We start from the raw sequence: 20,310 nt of genomic DNA on the forward strand, positions 1-20,310 counted from the left end.
CGCGGTTGTCGGTGGGCGGTGGAAGACTCGGCAGTGGAGGCGACCGTCCCCCGCCGAGGAGGCGATGATGCTCACCACCCGTTTCGTGCACGGCGCTCCGAACTGGCTCGAGGTCGGCGCGCCGGACATCGACGCGGTCGCGGCCTTCTACGGCGGACTGTTCGGCTGGCGGTTCGTGCCGGCGGGGCCCGAGGCCGGCGGGTACGGGTTCTTCCAGCTCGACGGCAAGACCGTGGCCGGCGGCATGCGGACCGCACCGGAGCAGGGACCGCCGGCCTGGACCGTGTACTTCCAGAGCCCGGACGCCGACGCCACCGCCGAGACCGCGCGGCAGGCGAACGGCGGGGTGCTGGCCGAGCCGGTGGACGTCATGGACCAGGGCCGCATGGCGGTCCTCGCGGACCGGGCGGGTGTGCCCTTCGGCGTCTGGCAGCCGGGGCGGACCAAGGGCGTGGACCTGGTGCAGGCGCCCGGCTCACTGTTCTGGCTGGAGCTCTACACCCCGGACATCGCCGCGGCGGCCGGTTTCTACCACCGGGTGCTGGGCTGGGAGACCGCCTCCGTCACCTACCCCGGCGGCATCTACACCTGCTTCAACCCGGCGGGTCAGAGCGAGGACACCATGTTCGCGGGCCTGGTGCCGCTGGACGAGGACCCGTCCGAGGCCCGTTCGGACCCGTACTGGCTGCCGTACATCGAGGTGACGGACACCGACGCGGTGGTCGCCCGAGCCGAGGAGCTGGGCGGGACCGTGCGGATGCCGCCGACCGATCTCCCGGAGGTCGGCCGGATCGCCAAGCTCGCCGACCCGTCCGGTGCCCGTTTCGCCGTCATCAGGAGCGTGCCGCCCTCCTAGGGCCCTTCGGTGCGTGCGATCGGCGTGCGGTGCGGAGGGTCATGTGGCGGAGCCACCTGGCCCTTCGCGCCGTGCGGCTGGGGTAGCTCCCGCGCCCTTGAGGCAGGGGGAGTGCGTGCCGGGCGTCGCGACGCCGCGGAGATCCGTCAGAAGGGCCCCAGGGCCTGGCCACCTCTACGCGCTCGCCCGGTGGATCAGGGTCGTCGGGAGCACCGTGCCGGGTGGGGGGGTCCCGGCGCCAGCGAGGCGGGTCAGGAGCAGACGGGCCATGAGGCGGCCCATCTCCTCTATGGGCTGGCGGACGGTCGTCAGGGGCGGGTCGGTCTGCTCGGCGAGCGGCAGCATGTCGTCGAAGCCGACCACGGCGACGTCCTCGGGCACCCGCCGCCCCCGCTCACGCAGCACCCGCAGGGCGCCGGCCGCCGACAGGTCGTTGGCGGCGAAGACGGCGTCCAGGTCCGGGCGGCGGTCCAGCAGCTCCCGCATCGCCCGTTCCCCGCCGCCCGGCGTGAAGTCGCCCGCCGCGATCAGGCCCGGGCCGGGCTCCCCCGCCGTGTCCCGGTAGCCGTCCAGGCGGTCCGCCGCGGACGTCTGGTCCAGCGGGCCGGTGATGTGCGCGATCCGGGTGCGGCCGAGCCCGGCCAGATGCCGTACGGCGTCCCGCGCGCCGCCCCGGTTGTCGCTGTCGACGTACACCGTCCCCGGCCCGGCGCCCGGCGCGTCGCCCCAGCCGGGGCGGCCGCCGAACACCGCGGGGACCCCGGCGTCCCGGATGAGTCCGGGCAGCGGGTCGTCCAGGTGCAGGGAGAACACCAGCGCGCCGTCGACATGTCCGCCCGCGAGATAGCGCCCGACCCGGCCGTGGTCCTCGGGCCCCTCGGTGAGCAGCAGCACGAGCTGGTTGTCGTGGGCCGTCAGCTCCTTGCTGATGCCGCGCAGTTGGAGCGCGAAGAAGGGGTCGGCGAAGACCCGGGTCTCGGGCTCGGCGATGACCACCGCGACGGCGTCGTGCCGCCGGGTCACCAGGCTGCGGGCGGCCTGGTTGGGGACGTAGCCCAGTTCCTCCACGGCCTGCCGGACCCGTCGGACGAGGGGTTCGCGCACGCCGTCGCCGCCGTTGACGACGCGGGAGACGGTGGCCCGTGACACCCCGGCGCGTTCGGCCACGGCCTCCAGGGTGGGGCGCGGCACGCTCTCGGTCACGGTCCGACTCCTCATCTGCGGCTCGCGGATCAGGATAGCCAGACGTCAGGACGCCTCGGGCCCCGGCTTCTTGGCCCGGCTGGGCTGCACCCGCTTCGGCTCGCCCGGCATCTTCGGGTACTCCGGCGGATAGGGCAGGTCGCCCAGGCCGTGGTCGTGCTCGTCCTTGGTGGCCAGCTCCAGCAGGGCCTCCAGGGAGAAGGCGTGGTCGTCCATGTCGGCGTGCACGTCGCCGACTTCGGCGAAACGCGCCGGCATCGTCCTCAGGTCGAAGTCGGCGGGGTGGACCTCACCGACCTCCTCCCAGCGCAGCGGCGCGGAGACCGGGGCGTGCGGGCGGGGCCGTACGGAGTAGGCGGAGGCGATGGTGCGGTCGCGGGCGGTCTGGTTGTAGTCGACGAAGATGCGCTCGCCGCGTTCCTCCTTCCACCACCTGACGGTGACCTGTTCAGGCATCCGGCGCTCCAGTTCGCGGCCCACCGCGATGGCGGCGCGGCGGACCTGGGTGAACGTCCAGCGCGGTTCGATCGGCACGAGGACATGCAGTCCGCGTCCGCCGGAGGTCTTGGGCCAGCCGCGCAGACCGCCGAACTCCTCCAGCACGGCGCGCAGTTCGCGCGCGGCGCGGACGGCGTCGCCGAAGTCGGTGCCGGACTGCGGGTCGAGGTCGATGCGCAGTTCGTCGGGCCGGTCGACGTCGGCGCGGCGGACCGGCCAGGGGTGGAAGGTGAGGGTGCCGTACTGGGCCGCCCACAGCACGGCGGCCTCCTCGGTGGGGCACATCTCGTCCGCGCTGCGCCCGCTGGGGAAGGTGATGTGGGCGGTGGGGATCCAGTCGGGCATGTTCTTCGGGGCCCGCTTCTGGAAGAAGAACTCGCCGTTCACCCCGTCGGGATAGCGCTCCAGGGTGGTGGGCCGGTCGCGCAGGGCGCGCAGGATGCCGGGGGCGACGGCCTGGTAGTAGCGGGCGAGGTCCAGCTTGGTGTAGCCGGGCTCCGGGAAGAAGATCTTGTCCGGGTTGGACAGCCGTACGGTCCGCCCGGCCAGTTCCAGTTCCACCGCTGCGCCCATGCGGCCACCGTAGGCGCGGCGCGTGGACCTCGCACACCGGGCGCATGCGGGCGGCCGCGCGCAGAATCGGACCATGGACCTGCCGGTGATGCCGCCCGTGAAGCCGATGCTCGCCAAGCCGGTGGCGAAGATCCCGCCGGGGATGCACTACGAGGCCAAGTGGGACGGCTTCCGGGCGATCGTGTTCCGTGACGGCGCCGAGGTGGAGCTGGGCAGCCGTACGGGCAAGCCGCTGACCAGGTACTTTCCCGAGCTGGTGGGGGTGCTGCGGGAGCGGGTGCCGCGGCGGTGCGTACTGGACGGGGAGATCGTGATCGTCCGGGAGGGGCGGCTGGACTTCGACGCGCTCACCGAGCGGATCCATCCCGCCGACTCCAGGGTGCGCACCCTGGCCGAGCGCACCCCGGCCTCGTTCGTCGCCTTCGACCTGCTGGCGCTCGACGACGAGTCGCTGCTCGACACGCCGCTGACCGACCGGCGGGCGCTGCTCGCCGGGGCGCTCGCCGAGGCGACCCCGCCCGTGCACCTGGCACCGGCGACGACCGATGTGGATCTCGCGCGGAGCTGGTTCGAGCAGTACGAGGGCGCGGGGCTGGACGGCGTCATCGCCAAGCCGCCCGCGGGGCGCTATCTCCAGGACGAGCGGGCCATGTTCAAGATCAAGCACGAGCGGACGGCGGACGTCGTCGTGGCCGGCTACCGCTTCCACAAGAGCGGCCCGATCGTCGGCTCGCTGCTGCTCGGGCTCCACGACGACCGGGGCGTCCTCCAGCACGTCGGGGTGTCGGCGGCGTTCCCGATGAAGCGGCGCGCCGAGCTGGTCGAGGAGCTGGAGCCGCTGCGCATGGACGACGCCACCGGGCATCCGTGGGCGGCCTGGTCGGACGAGACCGCCCACGAGTCGGCCCGGCTGCCGGGGGCGCCGAGCCGCTGGTCGGGCGGGAAGGACCTGTCCTGGGTGCCGCTGCGTCCGGAGCGGGTGGCGGAAGTCGCCTATGACCATCTGGAGAACGGGGCCCGTTTCCGCCACACCGCCCGCTTCCGCCGCTGGCGCCCCGACCGCACACCGGACAGCTGCACCTACGCCCAGCTGGAGGAGCCGGTGCGCTACGACCTCGCGGAGATCCTCGGCGAGAAGGCCTGAGTCAGGGCGTCATCAGCACCTTCACCGCGCCGTCGCTCTTGTGCTGGAACATCTCGTACGCCCGCGGCGCCTCGTCGAGCGGCAGCCGGTGGGTGGCGAAGTCGTCCACGCCCAGCGGGTCCTCGTCGGTGAGGTAGGGCAGGATCTCGTCGCTCCAGCGGCGTACGTTCGCCTGGCCCATGCGGATCTGGAGCTGCTTGTCGAACATCGTGAGCATCGGCAGCGGGTCGGCCATACCGCCGTAGACACCGACCAGGGACAGGGTGCCGCCGCGCCGGACCAGGTCGATCGCCGTGTAGAGGGCGGCGAGCCGGTCCACGCTGAAGCGTTCCGCGAAGGGGGCGCCGAGCTTCCTGGGCAGCAGGCTCGCGGCCTGCTGGGCGAGGCGGGCGGCGGCGCTGCCGTGCGCCTCGGTGCCGACGGCGTCGACGACGGCGTCCGGGCCGCGCCCGTCGGTCTCCTCCCGGATCGCGGCCACCAGTTCCTTCTCGTCGGCGTAGTCCCGCAGGTCGTACGTCTCCACGCCCCGGGCCTTCGCCCGGCGCAGCCGCTCGGGGACCAGGTCCACCCCGAACACCCGCTCCGCGCCGCGCACCCGGGCGATCCGGCAGGCCATGTCCCCGATGGGGCCGAGACCGAGCACGGCGAGGGTGCCGCCCGGCGGGACGTCCGCGTAGGCGACGGCCTGCCAGGCGGTGGGCAGCACGTCGGAGAGGTAGACGAACCGGTCGTCGGGCGGGCCCTCGGGGACCTTGATGGGCCCGAACTGGGCCTGTGGAACGCGCAGGTACTCGGCCTGGCCGCCGGGCACCGCGCCGTAGAGCCGGGTGTAGCCGAAGAGTGCGGCGCCCATGCCCTCCCCGGTGACCTGGGTGGTCTCGCACTGGGTGGGCAGTGCGTTCAGGCACATCCAGCAGCCGCCGCAGGCGATCTGGAACGGCACGACCACGCGGTCCCCCGCACTGAGGTCGGGCACGCCCGCGCCGACCTCCTCGACGATGCCCATGGGCTCGTGGCCGATGATGTCACCCGGCGTCATGAACGCCGTCAGCACCTCGTACAGATGCAGGTCGGAGCCGCACAGCCCGGTCGAGGTGATCCGCACGACCGCGTCCGTGGGCTCCTCGATCCGCGGGTCGGGCACCTCCTCCACCCGGACGTCCCGCCGGCCCTGCCAGGTCACAGCCTTCATCGCCCGCTCCTCTCCGTTCGTCGTGGGCAGGCCCTCGCCCGGGTACCCGGGGCGTCACCGGCGAACCGGGCGTGGGCCGATCGGCCGATTCCCGGTGACCGAGGAGAGGGATACGTGGCCCGCCGCGGCGCCCCGCCGGGTATGGCCTGCGATGACCTGATGGGCGCACAATCGATGACACAGGACTGAGCGGGTGGCCACGGTGGGCATGGAACACAGGACGCGCACGCGCCGCGGTACGGCACCGGCCCTGCTGGCCGCCGTCATGACGGCCTCCCTGGCCGCGGGCTGCACCTCCGGGGGCGGCACCCCCGACGACGGACGCGCCCCGGCCGACCCCTCGACGCCGTCCACGACGGCCACCGGCTCCGTCCTCGCCGTGAAGATCGACAACGCCCGGCTCGCCCGCCCGCACACCGGGCTGAACAGCGCGGACATCGTCTACGTCGAACAGGTGGAGAGCGGCCTGAGCCGGCTGATGGCGGTGTACGCGAACACGCTGCCGGCCGATGTCGGCCCGGTGCGCAGCGCCCGGGAGACGGATCTGGAGCTGCTGCGCCAGTTCGACGAGCCGACGCTCGCCTACTCCGGGGCGCAGCGCAAGCTGATGCCGCTGATCGACGCGGCCCCGCTGCGGGCCGAGCCGCCGGGCCACACCTCCGGCGCCTACTACCGGGGCACGGGCCGCCCGGCCCCGCACAACCTCTATGTGCGCCCCGCCGGCCTGCTGCCCGCCGCGCCGGGCGCCTCCGCCCTGACCACCGGCTTCAGCTACGGCGCCGCGCCCTCGGGCGGCCGGGCGGACACCTCGGAGACGGTGAGCTATCCGGCGGCCCGCTTCACCTTCACCTGGTCCCCCGGCCGGAACGGCTATCTGGTCGCCATGGACGGCACGAGCGCCACCACGACCGACGCCGGACCGCCAGCGCCCGCGACGGTCGTCGTGCAGTACGTGGCAGTGCGCGAGTCCGCCTTCCACGACTTCCTCGGCAACAACACGCCCTTCACCGAGACGGTCGGCAGCGGCCGGGCCAAGGTGCTGCGCGACGGCAGGGCCTACGACGCGACCTGGTCCCGCCCGACCGCCGAGGACGGCACCCTGTTCACGGGCGGCGACGGTGAGCAGATCGACTTCGCCCCGGGCCAGGTCTGGGTGGTGTTCGCCGAGGGCCCTTCTGAGGGATCTCCGCGGGAGTAGGAGCGGCGTTCGGTGCGTGCGATCGGCGTGCGGCGCGGAGGGTCATGTGGCGGAGCCACCTGTCCCTCCGCACCGTGCGGCCGGGGGCACCTCCCACACCCTTGAGGCGGTGGGGGATGGCGTGCCGGGCGTCGCGACGCCGCGGAGATCCGTCAGAAGGCCATAGGCCTGACGGCCCTTGACCCCGTCCGGCCGGTCAGCCCGGTCAGCGCTGTCCCGGCACCTTCTGGAGCGCCGTGCGCGCCTGGCTCACCAGACCGTCGGCGCCGCAGGAACGGGCCAGGGACAGACCGCGGTTGAGCTCGGTGACCGAGCCGACCGTGATGCCGTACTCGATGCGCGCGGCCGCGTGCTCGTACTGGCAGGGCGAGGCCTCCAGATAGGTGACGGCCTGCGCGGCGAGCCGGGCCCTGGCCGGGCCGGTCTCCAGGGCGGCGGCGCGGCGCAGGGCCTCGCCGATCGCGGTGTCCGTGCCGAAGCGCTCGGCCTGCCTGCGGGCGTCGGCGGCCAGCCGGGCGGCACGCGCCGGGTCCTCGGCGGCGAGAGCGCCCGCGAGGTCGACGGTCCAGGGCGCGAGGACGGGGTTGTGCCCGCCCCGGGCGGCGGCCGCCTTCTCGGCCTCGCCGAGTTCGTTGATCCCTTCCTTCGTACGGCCCACCGCGAGCAGCAGCCGGCCGCGCACGGAGCGGGTGTCCGGCAGCACGATGGTGGAGGGGTAGGGCGGGGCGAAGCCGTACCGCTCGGCGAGCGACCAGGCCTCCTCGACATGGCCGCGGGCCAGCAGGGTGTCGACGAGTCCGCAGGTGGCCGACCAGTACAGGGGCAGTCCGCGGCCGACTCGTTCGGCGAGGCGCAGGGACTCGCGCAACACCTTCTCGGCGTCGCGCAGTTGGCCGCGGCGACGGTAGGCGAGCCCCAGGAAGGCGTTGGCCAGGGCGAGATGGCCGCCGCTCCAGCCGGCCGAGGTGTAGGCGCGCAGGGCCTCGGAGAACAGGCTCTCGGCGCGGTCCAGCCGGTCGGAGTAGGCGTAGGAACTGCCGAGCATCATCAGCAGTTCGATGCCCCACTCGGTGTCGGTCCAGCCGAGGCCGGGCGCGAGGCGGCCGTTGACCAGGGCGCGGTCGCAGAGCTCGACGACCTCCTCGGCGTTCTCGCCGTGGGTCATGGCGTCGAAGGCACGCAGGATGAGCAGGGCGCGCTCGGAGTTGTCGCGGCCGGTGCAGGTCGCGGCGAGCCGGCCGAGCCGCTCGGAGCGTCCCGGGGAGGCGGCCTCACCCGCGTAGATGCCCTCCCACATGTACTGCACGGCCTGGAGCCGCATCCGGGTGGGCCCGTCCTCCTGCCGGGCGGCCTCCGCCTCGACGGTACGGACGGCCTGGTCGAGCTGGTCGTTGTGGAGCAGGGCCTGGGAGAGGCGGTAGACGGCGTCCACGCGTTCGCCGCCGTCCAGACCCGGCATGGCGAGCGCGGCCTGGAGATGGCCGATGGTGGTCGCGGGCGCGGTGAGCAGGGTGGCGCAGCCGAGTTCGAACAGCAGCCGGGCGTGCACCTCCTGGCGGGGCGGCTCGTCCAGCGCGCGTTCCAGGCAGCGGCGGGCGGCGTCCGGGGCGCCGACGGCGAGGTGTTCGGCGGCTGCCTCGCGCAACTGCTCGACGAGGTCGGCGTCGTGGTCCGGGTGGACCCGGAGCAGATGGCGGGAGGCCGCGGCGGCGCCGAGCCCGGAGTCCGTGACGACCTGGGCGGCGATGCCGTGCATCGCGGTGCGCAGGCCGTCGGGGATGGAGTTGTAGACGGCGGAGGCGATCAGCGGGTGGACGAACTCCAGCTCCCCGTCCTCGGGTTGGGTGGACGCCGGGTCGGGCTCGGTCAGGATGCGGGCGTTGCGCAGGAGTTCGGCGCAGCGCCCGGCCTCGTCGTACGCCATGGTGGCCAGGCGGGCGACCAGGTCGACGGTGATGCCGGTGCCGAGGATGGCGGCCGCCCAGGCGAACCGGGTCGCCTCGACGCCGAGTCCCTCCAGCCGGGCGACCAGGCCGCCGCCGCGTGCCGTGCGGTTCAGGGCGCGCAGTTCACCCGCCGAGGCGTCGGTCGGGTCCAGTTCGCTGTCCTGGACCTTGGCGAGGAGTTCGACGGTCTCGTAGGGGTTGCCGCCGGTGACGGCCCAGACCTCGCGGCAGAACGGGGCGTCGGCGTGGGCGCCGAGGGCGAGCCGGGTGAGGCCGGCCGCGGCCTCCGGGGTGAGCGCGCTGAGGCTGGTGACCGGGCCGCTCGCGGCGGCGACGGCGTCGAGGTGACGGGCGCTGTCGCCGGCCACGTCACCGGGCCTGTGGGCGACGATCACCAGGACGGACAGGTCGTCGAGGCGCTCGGCGAACGCGGCGAGCCAGCGCAGGGTCTCCTGGTCGGCCCAGTGGGCGTCGTCGATCAGCAGGACGAGCGGCCACTCCCTGCGGGCGAGGCGGCGCACGGCGGCCACGAGTCCGTCGCACACGCCCTGCGGGTCGGCCTGACGCTCGGTCGGCTCCGCTATGCCGAGGGCGGGCCCCGCGATGTCGTGCCAGTCGCCGAGGTACTCGCGCGCCTCCTCGGGCAGCAGCGAGACAAGGGCCGGCTGGAGGAGCTGGCGGACGACGTTGAAGGGGACGGACCTCAGGGTCTCGCCGCCGCGCGCGGACCAGACCGTGCAGCCGCGCTCCTCGGCGATGCGGCGGGCCTCCTGGAGCAGGGCTGTCTTGCCGAGCCCCGCCTCGCCGCGGAACACCAGCAGTCTGCCCGCCGACGACCGGTCGGAGCACAGGGTGCCGACCGCCTCCGTGATGGCGGCGACTTCCTCGTCGCGCTCCCACAGGGAGGCCGAGGCGGCCGCAAGGGGCCGTACCTCCGTCATCCCGCTACCTCCCCATGTCGCCCGGACGACGTACAGACCTCGAGCCTAGCCGTACGGCGGCACTGGTGGAGGCGGGTCAGGTCAGCTCCTCCCGGGAGAGGGGACGGGCAGGGCGCCGGGTGACGCGAGCGGCGCGAAAGGATGTCAGCGGGCGGCGGTGGACGGGGAGTTGCCACCGATTCGCAGGTGAACCGCCGTGTGTGCACCGGTATCGACCGGTTCTCGTCCGTGTTCCGGGCCCTCTCATCGGGATCTCACGGTCGCCTCATACGGTGGGGGTATGACGCAGGTGACTCCCCCCGGGTGGTACCCCGACCCCGGGCAGAAAAGTGACGGTCCCGCCACCGAGCGCTGGTGGGACGGCGGGGCGTGGACGGAGCGGACCCGTCCCACGGGATCGGCCGCGCCCTGGGGGCCGCCGGCGCCGTCGGCGGGCGGGGCGTACGCGGCCCCGGCGGGCTACCCGGGAGCCCCGGCCCAGCACGGCCATCCCGGCCAGCAGGGATATCCGGGTGCTTATCCGGGGGCTCCGGGCGCGGGCTATCCGGGATACCCCGGTCAGCCCGGCCAGCCGGGGTATGCGGGCTATCCCGGGTATCCCGGCGCGGCGCCCGCCCCGCAGCGGCGCGGGCTGCGGACCGGGATAGCGGTCGGTGTCGCCGCCGCGGTGCTGGCGAGCATCGGCGTCGGCGTGTTCGTGCTGACCAAGGACGACGGCGGGAGCCCGTCCCGGGCGGACTCGCAGGGGCAGGACGGCCGTCCCGGGCCGTTCGGCGAGGACGGCTCCGGCGGGCCGGACGACCGGTCGCCCTCGCCCGAGGCGCCCCGCTCCCCCGAGGACGAGGACCCGGAGCGCGGCCTGCCCGAGGTGCCGGGCGGCGGCACCCTCCAGGACCCGCTGAACGGGATCAGCATGCCGGTGCCGCAGGGCTGGTCCGGGCGGACGAACCGGGCCGGGGCCGCGATGGGCTCGGACGACACCTACGACTGCCCCGGCACACCGGACCAGCTGTGCACCAAGGGCGGCGCGTACTCGGCGGCGGCGGAGGACCTCGGCGCCACCGGGACCACGCCCGAGGCGATCGCCAAGAACGACATCGCGAGGAACGCCGCGGAGTCCTACGGGAACAGCTACGGCAGGATCACCTCGCATCAGGAGCTGCTCTCGAAGGCGGTCACCGTGGCCGGCCAGAAGGGCTATCTGGTGCGCTGGAAGGCTGTCACGAGCAAGGGGTCGGACGGCTACGTCCAGTCGCTGGTCTTCCCCTCGCCCGCCGACCCCGAGAACGAGATGATCATCGTCCGCTTCGGTCTGGACACCGACCAGAAGCTGTCGATCATGGACGAGATCACCGCGGGCATCAAGAAGTTCTCGGGCGGCACCGGCAGCGGGCAGAACGTCTGACCCGCCCGGGGCCCGCCGGGCACGACGGCCGGGAGCGGAACCCCACCGGCCCGGACGTACGGCGGCCGGGAGGGGAACGGGCCGGTCCCCGGCGCACGACGGCCGGGAGCGGGAACCCCGCCGCCCCGGACGTACGACGGCCGGGAGGGGCGCCTCTCCGCTCCGGAGGCACCCCACCCGGCCGGGGGGTGCGCGCCGCCCCCGTCCCCACGGTGCGGCGCGGCCGGGCCACCGTCCAGTCATCCCATGGACGGCGCCCGGGTCTTCAGGTGAGACCGAGCACGGGCAGTACCGCGGCCTCCACGAACCGGACCAGGTAGTCCGAGTCGGCGTACTCCCCCTCGATGACCGGCCGGGCCCGCAGCACCCCGTACATCTGCGCCGGGATGTACTCCAGCGCGGGATGGTCCGCGGGGACCTCGCCCCGTTCGACGCCGCGCCGCAGGATCTCCCGCAGCGCGTCGATCTCCGGGTCCACGAGCGCCTCGCGCAGCGCCTGCTGGAGTTCGCGGTCCTGCATGACCGCGTGGCCCAGGGCCTGGAGCAGACCCTGGTCCTTGTCCGAGGAGTCGCCCGCGGCCCGCGCCGCCCGGCGCAGGTCCTCGGCGAGCGAGCCGGTGTCGATCCCGGCGAACCGCACCTCACGGCAGGAGCGCAGGGCCGCCGCCACGAACTGCGGCTTGGTCCGCCACTGCCGGTACAGCGTGGACTTGCTGCACCTGGTGCTCGCGGCGACGCCCTCCATGGTGACGGAGTCGTAGCCGCACGCGCGGATCTGTTCCAGGACGGCGTCGAAGAACTCCTGCTCACGCTCCCGCGTCAGCTTGGAGCGGCGCGAGGCGACCTGATCGGGCCGGTCCGCGGCCTGCGACGTCATCGGCACTTCCTCTCGCTCCAGCGGCCTTCGAGCCCCTGTCGGCAGTGTGGGATCCAGTGTGACTCATGCCCTGCGATACGCCAGTGTACCGGTACGCGTCCGTATCGGTACACTGCCGTATCGGTACAGTCCCGTATCGGTACGTCTCAGTATCGGAACGCCGACGTATCGCCGAGTCCGGGCCCGTCCCGCGGCTCGTTCGCACCACTGTCACCGAAGGGGCGGGGCATGAAAGCAGGCACCGAGCCCGACCGAGCGGAGCCCGACGGGGCCGCCCGGCCGCCACTGCTGCGCGAGATCCTGCTCGTCGCGGGGCTGTTCCTCGTCTACAAGCTCGGACGGCAGCTCGCCACGGGCCACACCGAGGCGGCCTTCCGCAACGCGCACACCGTGTGGGACCTGGAGCGCGTCCTCCGCCTGCCGGGCGAGGGCGCCGTGCAGTCCGCGCTGCTGCACGGCGACACCCTCGTGCACACGGCCAACGTCTACTACGCGACCGTGCACTTCCCGGCCACCGCCGCCTTCCTGGTCTGGCTCTATCTGCGCCGCCCCGCGCACTACGTCTGGGCCCGGCGCGTGCTCGCCGCGCTCACCGCGGCCGCCCTGGCGCTGCACCTGGCGTTCCCGCTCGCCCCGCCCCGGATGCTCACGGCGACCGGCCTGGTCGACACGGCCCGGGTGTACGGGCCCTCGGTGTACGGCCCGCCGCAGACCGACACGCTCTCCAACCAGTTCGCGGCGATGCCCTCGCTGCACTTCGGCTGGGCGCTGATGCTCGCTATCGGCCTGATCGTGGCGACCCGGTCGCGGCTGCGGTGGCTGTGGCTGCTGCATCCACTGCTGACCCTGCTGGTCATCGTCGGCACCGCGAACCACTACTGGCTGGACGCGCTGGTCGCGGCCGCCCTGCTGGGCCTCGCGCTCGCGCTGGTGCACGCGCCCCGGCGCACCGCCACCACCACGGACCGGGGCGCCGCGGACCTCGCTCCCGCCGAGGACGGCGCGCTCGTCGGGGCGGGCCGATGAGCACCGCGTTCGGCCTCGCCGTCCTGCTGTCGCTGTTCTCCGCCCTCGCCTACGCCGCCGCGGCCGTCGCGCAGGAGCGGCTCGCCGCCCGCTCCCGGGGCACGGGGGTGCTGCGGCTGCTGGGCAGCGTGAGCTGGTGGGGGGCCGTGGGGCTGAACGCCTCCGCCGCGCTGCTGCACGTGGTGGCCCTCAAGTACGGGCCGCTGACCGTGGTGCAGCCGCTGGGCGCGCTCACCCTCGTCGCGGCGGTGCCGCTGGGGGCGCGGGTCGCGGGCCGGCGGGTAAGCGCCGCCGAGTGGCGGGGCACGGCCTTCACCCTGACGGGGCTCGCCGCGCTGCTGGCCACGGCGTCGGGCCCGGCGCCCGACGATGTGCTCAGCCCGGTGGAGGCGGTGGCCGTCGCGGGGACGACGGCCGCGCTGATCGGCCTGCTGTCCCGGCCCGGCGCCCGGCCGGGCCTGCGGCACGCGACCGCGTCCGGTCTCGCCTCCGGGGTCGCCTCGGCACTGACCCAGACGGTGACGGTGGCCGCCACCGACCGCTCCGGCCCGCTGCTCAGCCTTCAGGTGATCGGGGTCGCGGTCCTCGTCGCCGCGCTCGCGGCCGGCGGCCTGCTGCTGTCGCAGACCGCCTACAAGGGCGGCCTCGGGGCGCCCCTCGCCGTGGTCACCCTGGCCAATCCGGTGGCGGCCGCGCTGATCGGCCTCTCCCTGCTGGGCGAACGTCTCCGGGGCGGGCCGACGGGCCTGCTCCTGGCCCTGGCCGGGGCGGGGCTGGCGGCCTGGGGCGTGGTGCTGCTGTCGCGGGGGGCGCCGGGGCGTGAGGAGGGTGTCGTGGAACCGGCTCCGGCTCCGGGTCCGGTTACGGGCGAGGCGGTGGACTTCGGCCTCGCCGCCGCGGGCGCGGGTGCGGGTGCGGCGGGGACGCGGGGCGCGGGGCGGGCCGGCGCGGCCCGTGCGGCGGCCGTGCGCGGGCCGGGGACCGGCGGGGCTGCACGGCGGTCCGCGCCCGGCGCGGCGGCCTGGCGCGCTCCGGTGCCGGAGGCACCGGGGGTGCAGGGCGTGCCGTCCGTGCCCTCGCTGCCAGGGGTGCCGGGGGCCGTACCGCTTCCGCGCGCCCGCTCCTGGCGGAGCCGTCGGCGGCACGCGCCGGCCGCGCACGCCAAGGAGTCGGCGGACGCGGGGCTGGTGGCCTGAGACGGACACCGGGTCCGTGACGGGGAACGGAGCGGACACCGGGTCCGTTCCCCGGGACGGACGTGCCCCGGCCTCGCGAGCCCCGGACGGAGGTGCTCCGGCCTCGCGGGCCCCGGCGGAGGTGCCCCGGCCTCACGGGGCCGGGGCACCTCCGTCGGGCGGGGAACGTCAGTCCGTCACGATCGCCGGGTCGCTGACGCCCGCGCGGCCGTTCTCGACATGGCCGACGAAGCGGCGCAGGAACGCCGGGTCGTCCGCGGAGGTGACGGTCAGGTCGTACCAGCGGCGGCTCGCCGCCAGGCCGAGGACGACCTTCAGGGTCGCGCCCGCGCGCACCTTGACGGTGCGCGGCCGGGCGCGGTAGCCGTCGACGACCTTCAACCGGGCGGTGGCCGCGCCCTCGTTGGTGAAGGTCAGTTCGAGGTCGTCACCGGCGTGCCGCGCGGTGACCTCGGGTCCGGCGGCCTTGCCCGGCCCGCGGAAGACGCGCAGGAAGCCGTTGGGGCCGTGCACGGTCAGGTCGTACGAGCCGCCCGAGTAGACCGTGTTCCAGGTGTCCGACAGGCTCTTGCCGGCCTCGGTGGTGTAGGTCCAGGGGCCGTCGGTGCGGTTGCCCCCGGTGACCCAGAAGGCCGCGCCGGCCCGGCTCCCCGAGGCGAAGGTGAGCGTGACCCTGCCGGTCGCCGGGTCGGTGGCGGCGTCGACGGCCGGGGCGTACCTCAGCGGGCGGGCCGGGCGAGAGCCGGGCTCCTGCCGGGGCAGGCTCGGGTCGGCGGGCGGGACCGGCCGGTAGTCGGGGTGCCGCTCGCGGTCCTGCGGCTCGTACGCCTCGGTGTCCGGCAGCGGGGCCGGGCGGCTGTCCTTGCGGGAGAAGTCGAAGGCCGAGGTCAGGTCACCGCAGACGGCACGGCGCCAGGGCGAGATGTTCGGCTCGCCCACGCCGAAGCGGCGCTCCATGAAGCGGATCACCGAGGTGTGGTCGAGGGTCTCGGAGCAGACGAAGCCGCCCTTGCTCCACGGCGAGACGACCAGCATCGGCACCCGGGGGCCGAGGCCGTACGGTCCGGCGGGGCGCCGGCTGTCGCCGGGGTAGAGGTCGAGCGAGACGTCGGCCGTGGACCTGCCCTGGGCGGCGTTCCTCGGCGGCAGCGGCGGCAGCATGTGGTCGAAGAAGCCGTCGTTCTCGTCGTACGTGATGAACAGGGCCGTCTTCGCCCACACCGCCGGGTTGGAGGTCAGCGCGTCGAGGACCTGCGCGATGTACCAGGCGCCGTAGTTCGAGGGCCAGTTGGAGTGCTCGGAGAACGCCTCGGGGGCGGCGATCCAGGAGATCTGCGGCAGTTCGCCGGCCTGGACGTCGGCGCGCAGCCGGTCGAAGTAGCCGTCGCCGTTCTTGACGTCGGTGCCGGTGCGGGCCTTGTCGTACCAGGGGTCGCCGGGCTGGGCGTTGCGGTACTTGTTGAAGTACAGCAGGGAGTTGTCGCCGTAGTTGCCGCGGTAGGCGTCGGAGATCCAGCCCCAGGAGCCGGCCGCGTCGAGGCCGTCGCCGATGTCCTGGTAGACCTTCCAGGAGACGCCGGCCGCCTCGAGGCGCTCGGGGTAGGTCGTCCAGTCGTAGCCGAGCTCGTCGTTGCCGAGGACCGGGCCGCCGCCCTTGCCGTCGTTGCCCGTGTGGCCCGACCACATGTAGTAGCGGTTCGGGTCGGTCGAGCCGATGAAGGAGCAGTGGTAGGCGTCGCAGACCGTGAAGGCGTCGGCGAGGGCGTAGTGGAACGGGATGTCCTCGCGGGTCAGATACGCCATGGTCGTGGTGCCCTTGGCGGGCAGCCACTTGTCGTAGTCGCCGCCGTTGTACGCCTGCTGTCCGTCGGTCCAGCCGTGCGGGAGTCCCTCCAGGAACTGCATGCCGAGGTCGTCGGCCTCCGGGTGGAAGGGCAGCACCTCGCGGGTGCCGTCGCTCTGGTGCCACACCGACTTGCCGTTGTCGAGCCGCACGGGGTGCGGGTCGCCGAAGCCCCGGACGCCGCGCAGCTTGCCGAAGTAGTGGTCGAACGAACGGTTCTCCTGCATCAGGACGACGATGTGCTCGACGTCCTCGATGGTGCCGCAGCGGTGGTTGGCCGGCAGGGCGGCGGCCCGCTCGATGCTGCTCGACAGAGCGGTGAAGGCCGTGGTGGCACCCGCGACCTGGAGGAATCGGCGCCGGTTGACTTCGGGCATGGGTGAGGGACCTCTCGTGCTGACGGGAGTTGAACCGGCCGGGCCGTGACGGAATGCGCGCGAATGGAGTGTTCCAAGAGCACCAAACGTCAGGGAAGGGTGCGGTGGCGCCCGCGTGAAAGTCGTCGGTACGAGAGATGCGCGAAACGGCGGGATCAGGTCACCGGCGATACGGCGGTGCCGGGCGGCGGCGCGCGAGGGGAGCCGGTGCGGCGCGCGGGGGTGTCCGTGGAGCGCGGACGGCACGGCGGAGGCGGCGGGGAGCTCCGCGTCCTCGCGCGCGGGTGCGGGTCCCGGGAGCTGACCGGGCGCCGTCGGTGACCTGAACGCCGACGGTGCCCGGTCAGCCCTCGGGGGCGGGGACCACCGTGAGGTGACCCGCCGTGCGGCGGACCCGCGGCGCGCTGCCACGGTTTCCGGCGGGACGGCGGCCGCGCAGGACCAGGGTCAGGCGGGTGCGGTCCATGTCCCGCAGGGTCCTCGGGGTCTCGTCGACGATCCGGCAGTCGGTGGCGCCCCAGCGGGGGTCGGGGTGGAGCAACGGCCTGACGGAGCCGTCGTGTTCGAGGGCCGTCTCGCCCATCGCGCGCACCCAGTGCGGCAGGCCCTGGCGGTAGGCGGCCTCCATGAAGGGGTCCTGGGCGATGTCCCGGCGCACCGCCTGAAGGGCGGGGTCGTGGCCGTTGCGCTCCAGGGCCGCCGCGAACTGGGCCAGCATCGGCAGGCACCACCGCGACTCGTGCTCACCGAGGACGGAGCCCGCGTCGGGGTGGAAGAGGACGAACCGCAGGAAGTTGTCCGCCGGCATGGCGGTCGGATGCGGCCCCACGCCACGGAAAAGTGACTGGAACGCACCGTTCGAGAGGAGCACGTCCCAGCGGTGGTCCACGATGAACGAAGGGAAGGGGACGGCCTCCACGAGCGCGGCGTAGTCCTCCAGATACTCCTGGGCCTGAGGACGGACGGGAGCGGACCGCGGTGCCGGCCGCTGCCCACCTGCCTGGTATGCCATCGGGAGGTCACCCCTCTTGCCTATGCGGCCTTCTCGCGGCGCACCGATCCTGCTTCGCCGACGGTAGGCATGTCAACTATCGTGGCATTCCACGACTGTTGACGGCTGAAATTGGCCACAGTTGTGGCGAGACCTGGATGTGAGTTCGAAGCACCCGCTACGCTCCGGGAAGTTCACGGAGACCACATGTGAGTTGGCTGTGCGAGACGTAGGAGACACGTCGGTGGCGGATGGCTACGAGGTTCCGGACGGCACGGCGTCGGCTGTCCTGCCGGCCGTCGTCGTCCGCGTCACCGCGCTGGCCGACCGGCTCGGCGTGCCGCACGCGGAGGTGTTCGACACGGGGCGGCTGTCCGTGGCCTCAGGGGTCCCCGAGCCCGTCGTGAAGGACCTGCTCCGGGGCCGCCCGGCGGGCGAGCCCGACGTACAGGCGCGCTTCCTCCAGCGCCTGGACCTGCTGCGCCGCACCCGGCTGAAGCCCAACGGGCGCAAGTACACCCAGCAGGAGATCGCCGACGGCGCGGGCATGTCCCGGCAGCAGGCCGGTGCGCTCATCAACGGCGACCGCCGGCCCACCATGGAGCACTGCGACGCCATCCAGCGGTTCTTCCGGGTGCACGCGGGCTTTCTGACCGCCGCGGACGTCGAGGCCCTGGCCGGTTCCCTCCAGCGCACCGAGCAGGACCTGCTCCAGAAGCTCGCCGACCGGGAACGGCAGGCGATGGCCGTCGCCCCCGAGGACCCGCTGGAGCGGCTGCTCCAGGACCACGGCGTGCGCGGGATCGCCTGGCGGGCCGCGCAACTGCCCACCGACCAGCACCGCGACAAGGTCGCGGAGTGGCTGGACATGCTCCTGGAGAGCGTCAAACGGCCCGAGTCGTGAGCCGGGGGAGGACTGTGGGCAACGCCCGGGAAATGCGCCGCCTGTGCGGCGGTCTGGTCGCGGAGCTGCGGCTGACCGCCCCCGTGGCACCCGTCGAGCTGTACACCGCGCTGTGCGAGGGCATGAGCCGGCGGCGCGGCCGCCCGGTGAAGCTGCGCATGGCCGCCTTCCCGCCCGGCACCGCCAGCGGCCTGTGGATCGACATGGCCGACCAGGACCTGGTGATCATCGAGGAGCGGACCGCCCCCGAGCATCAACTGGTCATCCTCGGACACGAGTTGTGGCACATGCAGGCCGAGCACGGCGGTCATCACGTGGAGGGCGCGGCGGTGGCGGCCCGGCTGCTGGACGACGCCGCCGACCTTCAGGCGACCGTACTCCGCGTGGCCGCCCGCAGCCGCTTCGAACTCGACGACGAGCGGGAGGCCGAGGAGTTCGGCATGCTGCTGGCGAGCAAGTGCCGCACGTGGCTGGCCGATTCGTCGGGCCGGGGCCCGCTGCGCCGCGACCGGCTGGCCGGCCGGATCGAGACCTCGCTGGGCTATCTGGGGCCGCAGGGCTGAGCGGGCTGCGGGACTGAGGGGCCCGCAGGGTTGACCGGGCGCGGGCTGAGCGTCCCGCAGGACCGAGCGGGGCGGCGGGGCCGTCTGGCCCCTTCGTCGTGTCGGGCGCCGCGACGCCACCGACATCCGCCGGAAGGGCCCCCGGCGCCCCGGGTGTGGCTTCGCGTCCGCTGAGCGGGCGAACCGGCGTGCGCTCCCACCGGTTTGTCAGTGCCTGCGTGCAAGCTGGAGGGTGCGTCACCGTGCCGCGGGGGCGTACGTGCCGTCAGGGCGCGTGACCGACCAGCCGACACGGGGAGAGCCGACCGATGCCCACGAGCCTCCTGACCGAACGGGAACGCACGGCCGTCCAGGCCTATCTGCGCCTGCTGCACACGGTCCGGGCCGCCTTCGACGCCGCCGACGGGCCACCGGGTGCGTCCCGGCCGCCGGTCGTCCCGCCGTCCGTCCTCGCCGAGGCCGAACAGGCGCTCGCCGCCGCGGGCCTGAGAGGGAACGAGGAGGAGTTCTTCGGGCTGCTGCAGAGCTGCCGCCCGCACGGGTGACACCGGGGGCGCGCCGCTGACGTCCGTACCGGCGCCCGGGGCCTCGGGCAGCCGTGTTCCTCGGGCCCGGGAGCCTCGGGCGGCCGCGCTCCTCGACGACGCCGGCGGCCGTCGAGGACCCGCGATCCTCAGGCCCCCCGGGGCGTCTCGCGCGGCAGGATCACGCGCGGGATGCCGGGGGGCTGCTCGCGGCGGCGCCACTCACGCGGGTAGCCCACCGAGACCTCCTCGAAGGGGACACCGTCCAGCACGGTGCTGCGGGGGATGTGCAGATGGCCGTAGACCATGGCGGCCACGTCGAAGCGGCGGTGCCAGTCGGCCGTCAGAGAGGTGCCGCACCACATGGCGAACTCGGGGTACCACAGCACGTCCATGGGATGCCGGTCGAGCGGGTAGTGGTTGATCAGCACGAACGGCAGGCCGTCCGACTCCTCGGCGAGCCTGCGCCCGGTCAGCTCCACGCGGGCCCGGCACCAGTCCTCGCGGGTGGGATAGGGGTCGGGGTGCAGCAGGTCCTCGTCGTTGCAGACGACCCCGGTCCCCCGGGCGTAGGCCAGGCCCTCCTCCTTGGTGGTGCAGCCGCCCGGCAGGAAGGTGTAGTCGTACAGCAGGAACAGCGGGGCCACCCGGACCGGGCCGCCCGGACCCTGCCAGACGGGGTAGGGGTCCTCGGGCGTGACCACGCCCAGCTCCCGGCAGAGGGCGACCAGGAACTCGTAGCGGGTGACACCGCGCAGGGTCACGGTGTCCTTGGGGTGGGTCCACAGCTCGTGGTTGCCGGGCACCCAGACGACCTTGCGGAAGCGCTCGGCGAGCATCGTCAGCGCCCAGCGGACGTCACGGACGGTCTCGGCCACGTCCCCGGCGACGACGAGCCAGTCGTCCGGGTGCTCCGGATACAGCTTCTCGACCAGTGCCCGGTTCTCCGGATACCCGATGTGCAGGTCGCTGATGGCCAGCAGCCGTCCGCTCCCGCCGGCCCTCGACGCCACCCGTCCGCCCTTCCTCCGCCGTCCACCGTCCGTGACTACG

17 protein-coding genes are annotated in these 20,310 nt (G+C 73.9%); 9 read left to right on the forward strand and 8 right to left on the reverse strand.

The window, feature by feature from the left end; translation table 11 throughout:
* Positions 1–67 precede the first annotated feature (67 nt).
* The gene (locus ACFYR0_RS33850) at positions 68–856 is read left to right on the forward strand and encodes a VOC family protein (protein WP_389336822.1); all 789 of its coding nucleotides are present in this window, start codon (positions 68–70) and stop codon (positions 854–856) included.
* 174 nt (positions 857–1,030) lie between these two features.
* Here ACFYR0_RS33850 and ACFYR0_RS33855 read toward each other — a convergent pair whose 3' ends face one another.
* Positions 1,031–2,059 carry a LacI family DNA-binding transcriptional regulator gene (locus tag ACFYR0_RS33855; RefSeq protein ID WP_389336825.1) on the reverse strand — a complete coding sequence of 343 codons (1,029 nt, stop codon included), beginning with the start codon at positions 2,057–2,059 and terminating at the stop codon, positions 1,031–1,033.
* Between the two features lie 45 nt (positions 2,060–2,104).
* Positions 2,105–3,130, reverse strand: a complete 1,026-nt coding sequence (gene ligD, locus ACFYR0_RS33860) for a non-homologous end-joining DNA ligase (RefSeq protein WP_389336828.1) — start codon at positions 3,128–3,130, stop codon at positions 2,105–2,107.
* Positions 3,131–3,203: 73 nt separating this feature from the next.
* On the opposite strand from ligD, the gene ACFYR0_RS33865 reads away from it, so the two are divergent.
* Positions 3,204–4,274 (forward strand): ATP-dependent DNA ligase, encoded by a 1,071-nt coding sequence (locus ACFYR0_RS33865; protein WP_389336831.1) that lies wholly within the window; start codon positions 3,204–3,206, stop codon positions 4,272–4,274.
* A 1-nt stretch (position 4,275) separates the two neighbouring features.
* Here ACFYR0_RS33865 and ACFYR0_RS33870 read toward each other — a convergent pair whose 3' ends face one another.
* Positions 4,276–5,466: a zinc-dependent alcohol dehydrogenase gene (locus ACFYR0_RS33870; protein ID WP_389336834.1), complete on the reverse strand. Its 1,191-nt coding sequence runs from the start codon at positions 5,464–5,466 to the stop codon at positions 4,276–4,278.
* Between the two features lie 208 nt (positions 5,467–5,674).
* On the opposite strand from ACFYR0_RS33870, the gene ACFYR0_RS33875 reads away from it, so the two are divergent.
* Positions 5,675–6,664, forward strand: a complete 990-nt coding sequence (locus tag ACFYR0_RS33875; RefSeq protein WP_389336837.1) for a DUF3048 domain-containing protein — start codon at positions 5,675–5,677, stop codon at positions 6,662–6,664.
* Positions 6,665–6,869: 205 nt separating this feature from the next.
* Here the strand turns inward: ACFYR0_RS33875 and ACFYR0_RS33880 are convergent, their stop codons facing one another.
* Positions 6,870–9,551, reverse strand: coding sequence for an ATP-binding protein (locus ACFYR0_RS33880; RefSeq protein ID WP_389336840.1), 2,682 nt, complete (start codon positions 9,549–9,551; stop codon positions 6,870–6,872).
* Between the two features lie 280 nt (positions 9,552–9,831).
* On the opposite strand from ACFYR0_RS33880, the gene ACFYR0_RS33885 reads away from it, so the two are divergent.
* Positions 9,832–10,956: a DUF2510 domain-containing protein gene (locus ACFYR0_RS33885; RefSeq protein ID WP_389336843.1), complete on the forward strand. Its 1,125-nt coding sequence runs from the start codon at positions 9,832–9,834 to the stop codon at positions 10,954–10,956.
* Positions 10,957–11,221: 265 nt separating this feature from the next.
* Here the strand turns inward: ACFYR0_RS33885 and ACFYR0_RS33890 are convergent, their stop codons facing one another.
* On the reverse strand, positions 11,222–11,833 hold the full coding sequence (locus ACFYR0_RS33890; protein WP_389336846.1) for a TetR/AcrR family transcriptional regulator C-terminal ligand-binding domain-containing protein: 612 nt from the start codon (positions 11,831–11,833) through the stop codon (positions 11,222–11,224).
* Positions 11,834–12,061: 228 nt separating this feature from the next.
* On the opposite strand from ACFYR0_RS33890, the gene ACFYR0_RS33895 reads away from it, so the two are divergent.
* Positions 12,062–12,859, forward strand: a complete 798-nt coding sequence (locus ACFYR0_RS33895) for a phosphatase PAP2 family protein (RefSeq protein WP_389336849.1) — start codon at positions 12,062–12,064, stop codon at positions 12,857–12,859.
* Positions 12,856–14,055: a hypothetical protein gene (locus ACFYR0_RS33900; protein ID WP_389336852.1), complete on the forward strand. Its 1,200-nt coding sequence runs from the start codon at positions 12,856–12,858 to the stop codon at positions 14,053–14,055. The genes ACFYR0_RS33895 and ACFYR0_RS33900 overlap by 4 nt, the downstream gene beginning before the upstream one ends.
* 168 nt (positions 14,056–14,223) lie before the next feature.
* Here ACFYR0_RS33900 and ACFYR0_RS33905 read toward each other — a convergent pair whose 3' ends face one another.
* Complete coding sequence (locus ACFYR0_RS33905) at positions 14,224–16,275, reverse strand: phosphocholine-specific phospholipase C (RefSeq protein WP_389336855.1); 2,052 nt, start codon at positions 16,273–16,275, stop codon at positions 14,224–14,226.
* A gap of 343 nt (positions 16,276–16,618) precedes the next feature.
* Positions 16,619–17,287, reverse strand: coding sequence for a hypothetical protein (locus ACFYR0_RS33910; protein ID WP_389336859.1), 669 nt, complete (start codon positions 17,285–17,287; stop codon positions 16,619–16,621).
* Positions 17,288–17,510: 223 nt separating this feature from the next.
* On the opposite strand from ACFYR0_RS33910, the gene ACFYR0_RS33915 reads away from it, so the two are divergent.
* From ACFYR0_RS33915 to ACFYR0_RS33925, 3 genes are all read left to right on the forward strand, one after another.
* Complete coding sequence (locus ACFYR0_RS33915; RefSeq protein ID WP_389336862.1) at positions 17,511–18,170, forward strand: helix-turn-helix domain-containing protein; 660 nt, start codon at positions 17,511–17,513, stop codon at positions 18,168–18,170.
* Between the two features lie 32 nt (positions 18,171–18,202).
* Positions 18,203–18,733 carry a toxin-antitoxin system, toxin component gene (locus tag ACFYR0_RS33920; RefSeq protein ID WP_389336918.1) on the forward strand — a complete coding sequence of 177 codons (531 nt, stop codon included), beginning with the start codon at positions 18,203–18,205 and terminating at the stop codon, positions 18,731–18,733.
* Positions 18,734–19,041: 308 nt separating this feature from the next.
* A complete protein-coding gene (locus tag ACFYR0_RS33925; RefSeq protein ID WP_389336865.1) occupies positions 19,042–19,278 on the forward strand; it encodes a hypothetical protein in 237 nt (78 codons plus the stop codon).
* A gap of 128 nt (positions 19,279–19,406) precedes the next feature.
* Here ACFYR0_RS33925 and ACFYR0_RS33930 read toward each other — a convergent pair whose 3' ends face one another.
* Positions 19,407–20,270 (reverse strand): metallophosphoesterase family protein, encoded by an 864-nt coding sequence (locus ACFYR0_RS33930; protein ID WP_389336868.1) that lies wholly within the window; start codon positions 20,268–20,270, stop codon positions 19,407–19,409.
* Positions 20,271–20,310: the final 40 nt, after the last annotated feature.

The organism is Streptomyces sp. NPDC005017 (assembly GCF_042873115.1).
GTDB lineage: Bacteria > Actinomycetota > Actinomycetes > Streptomycetales > Streptomycetaceae > Streptomyces.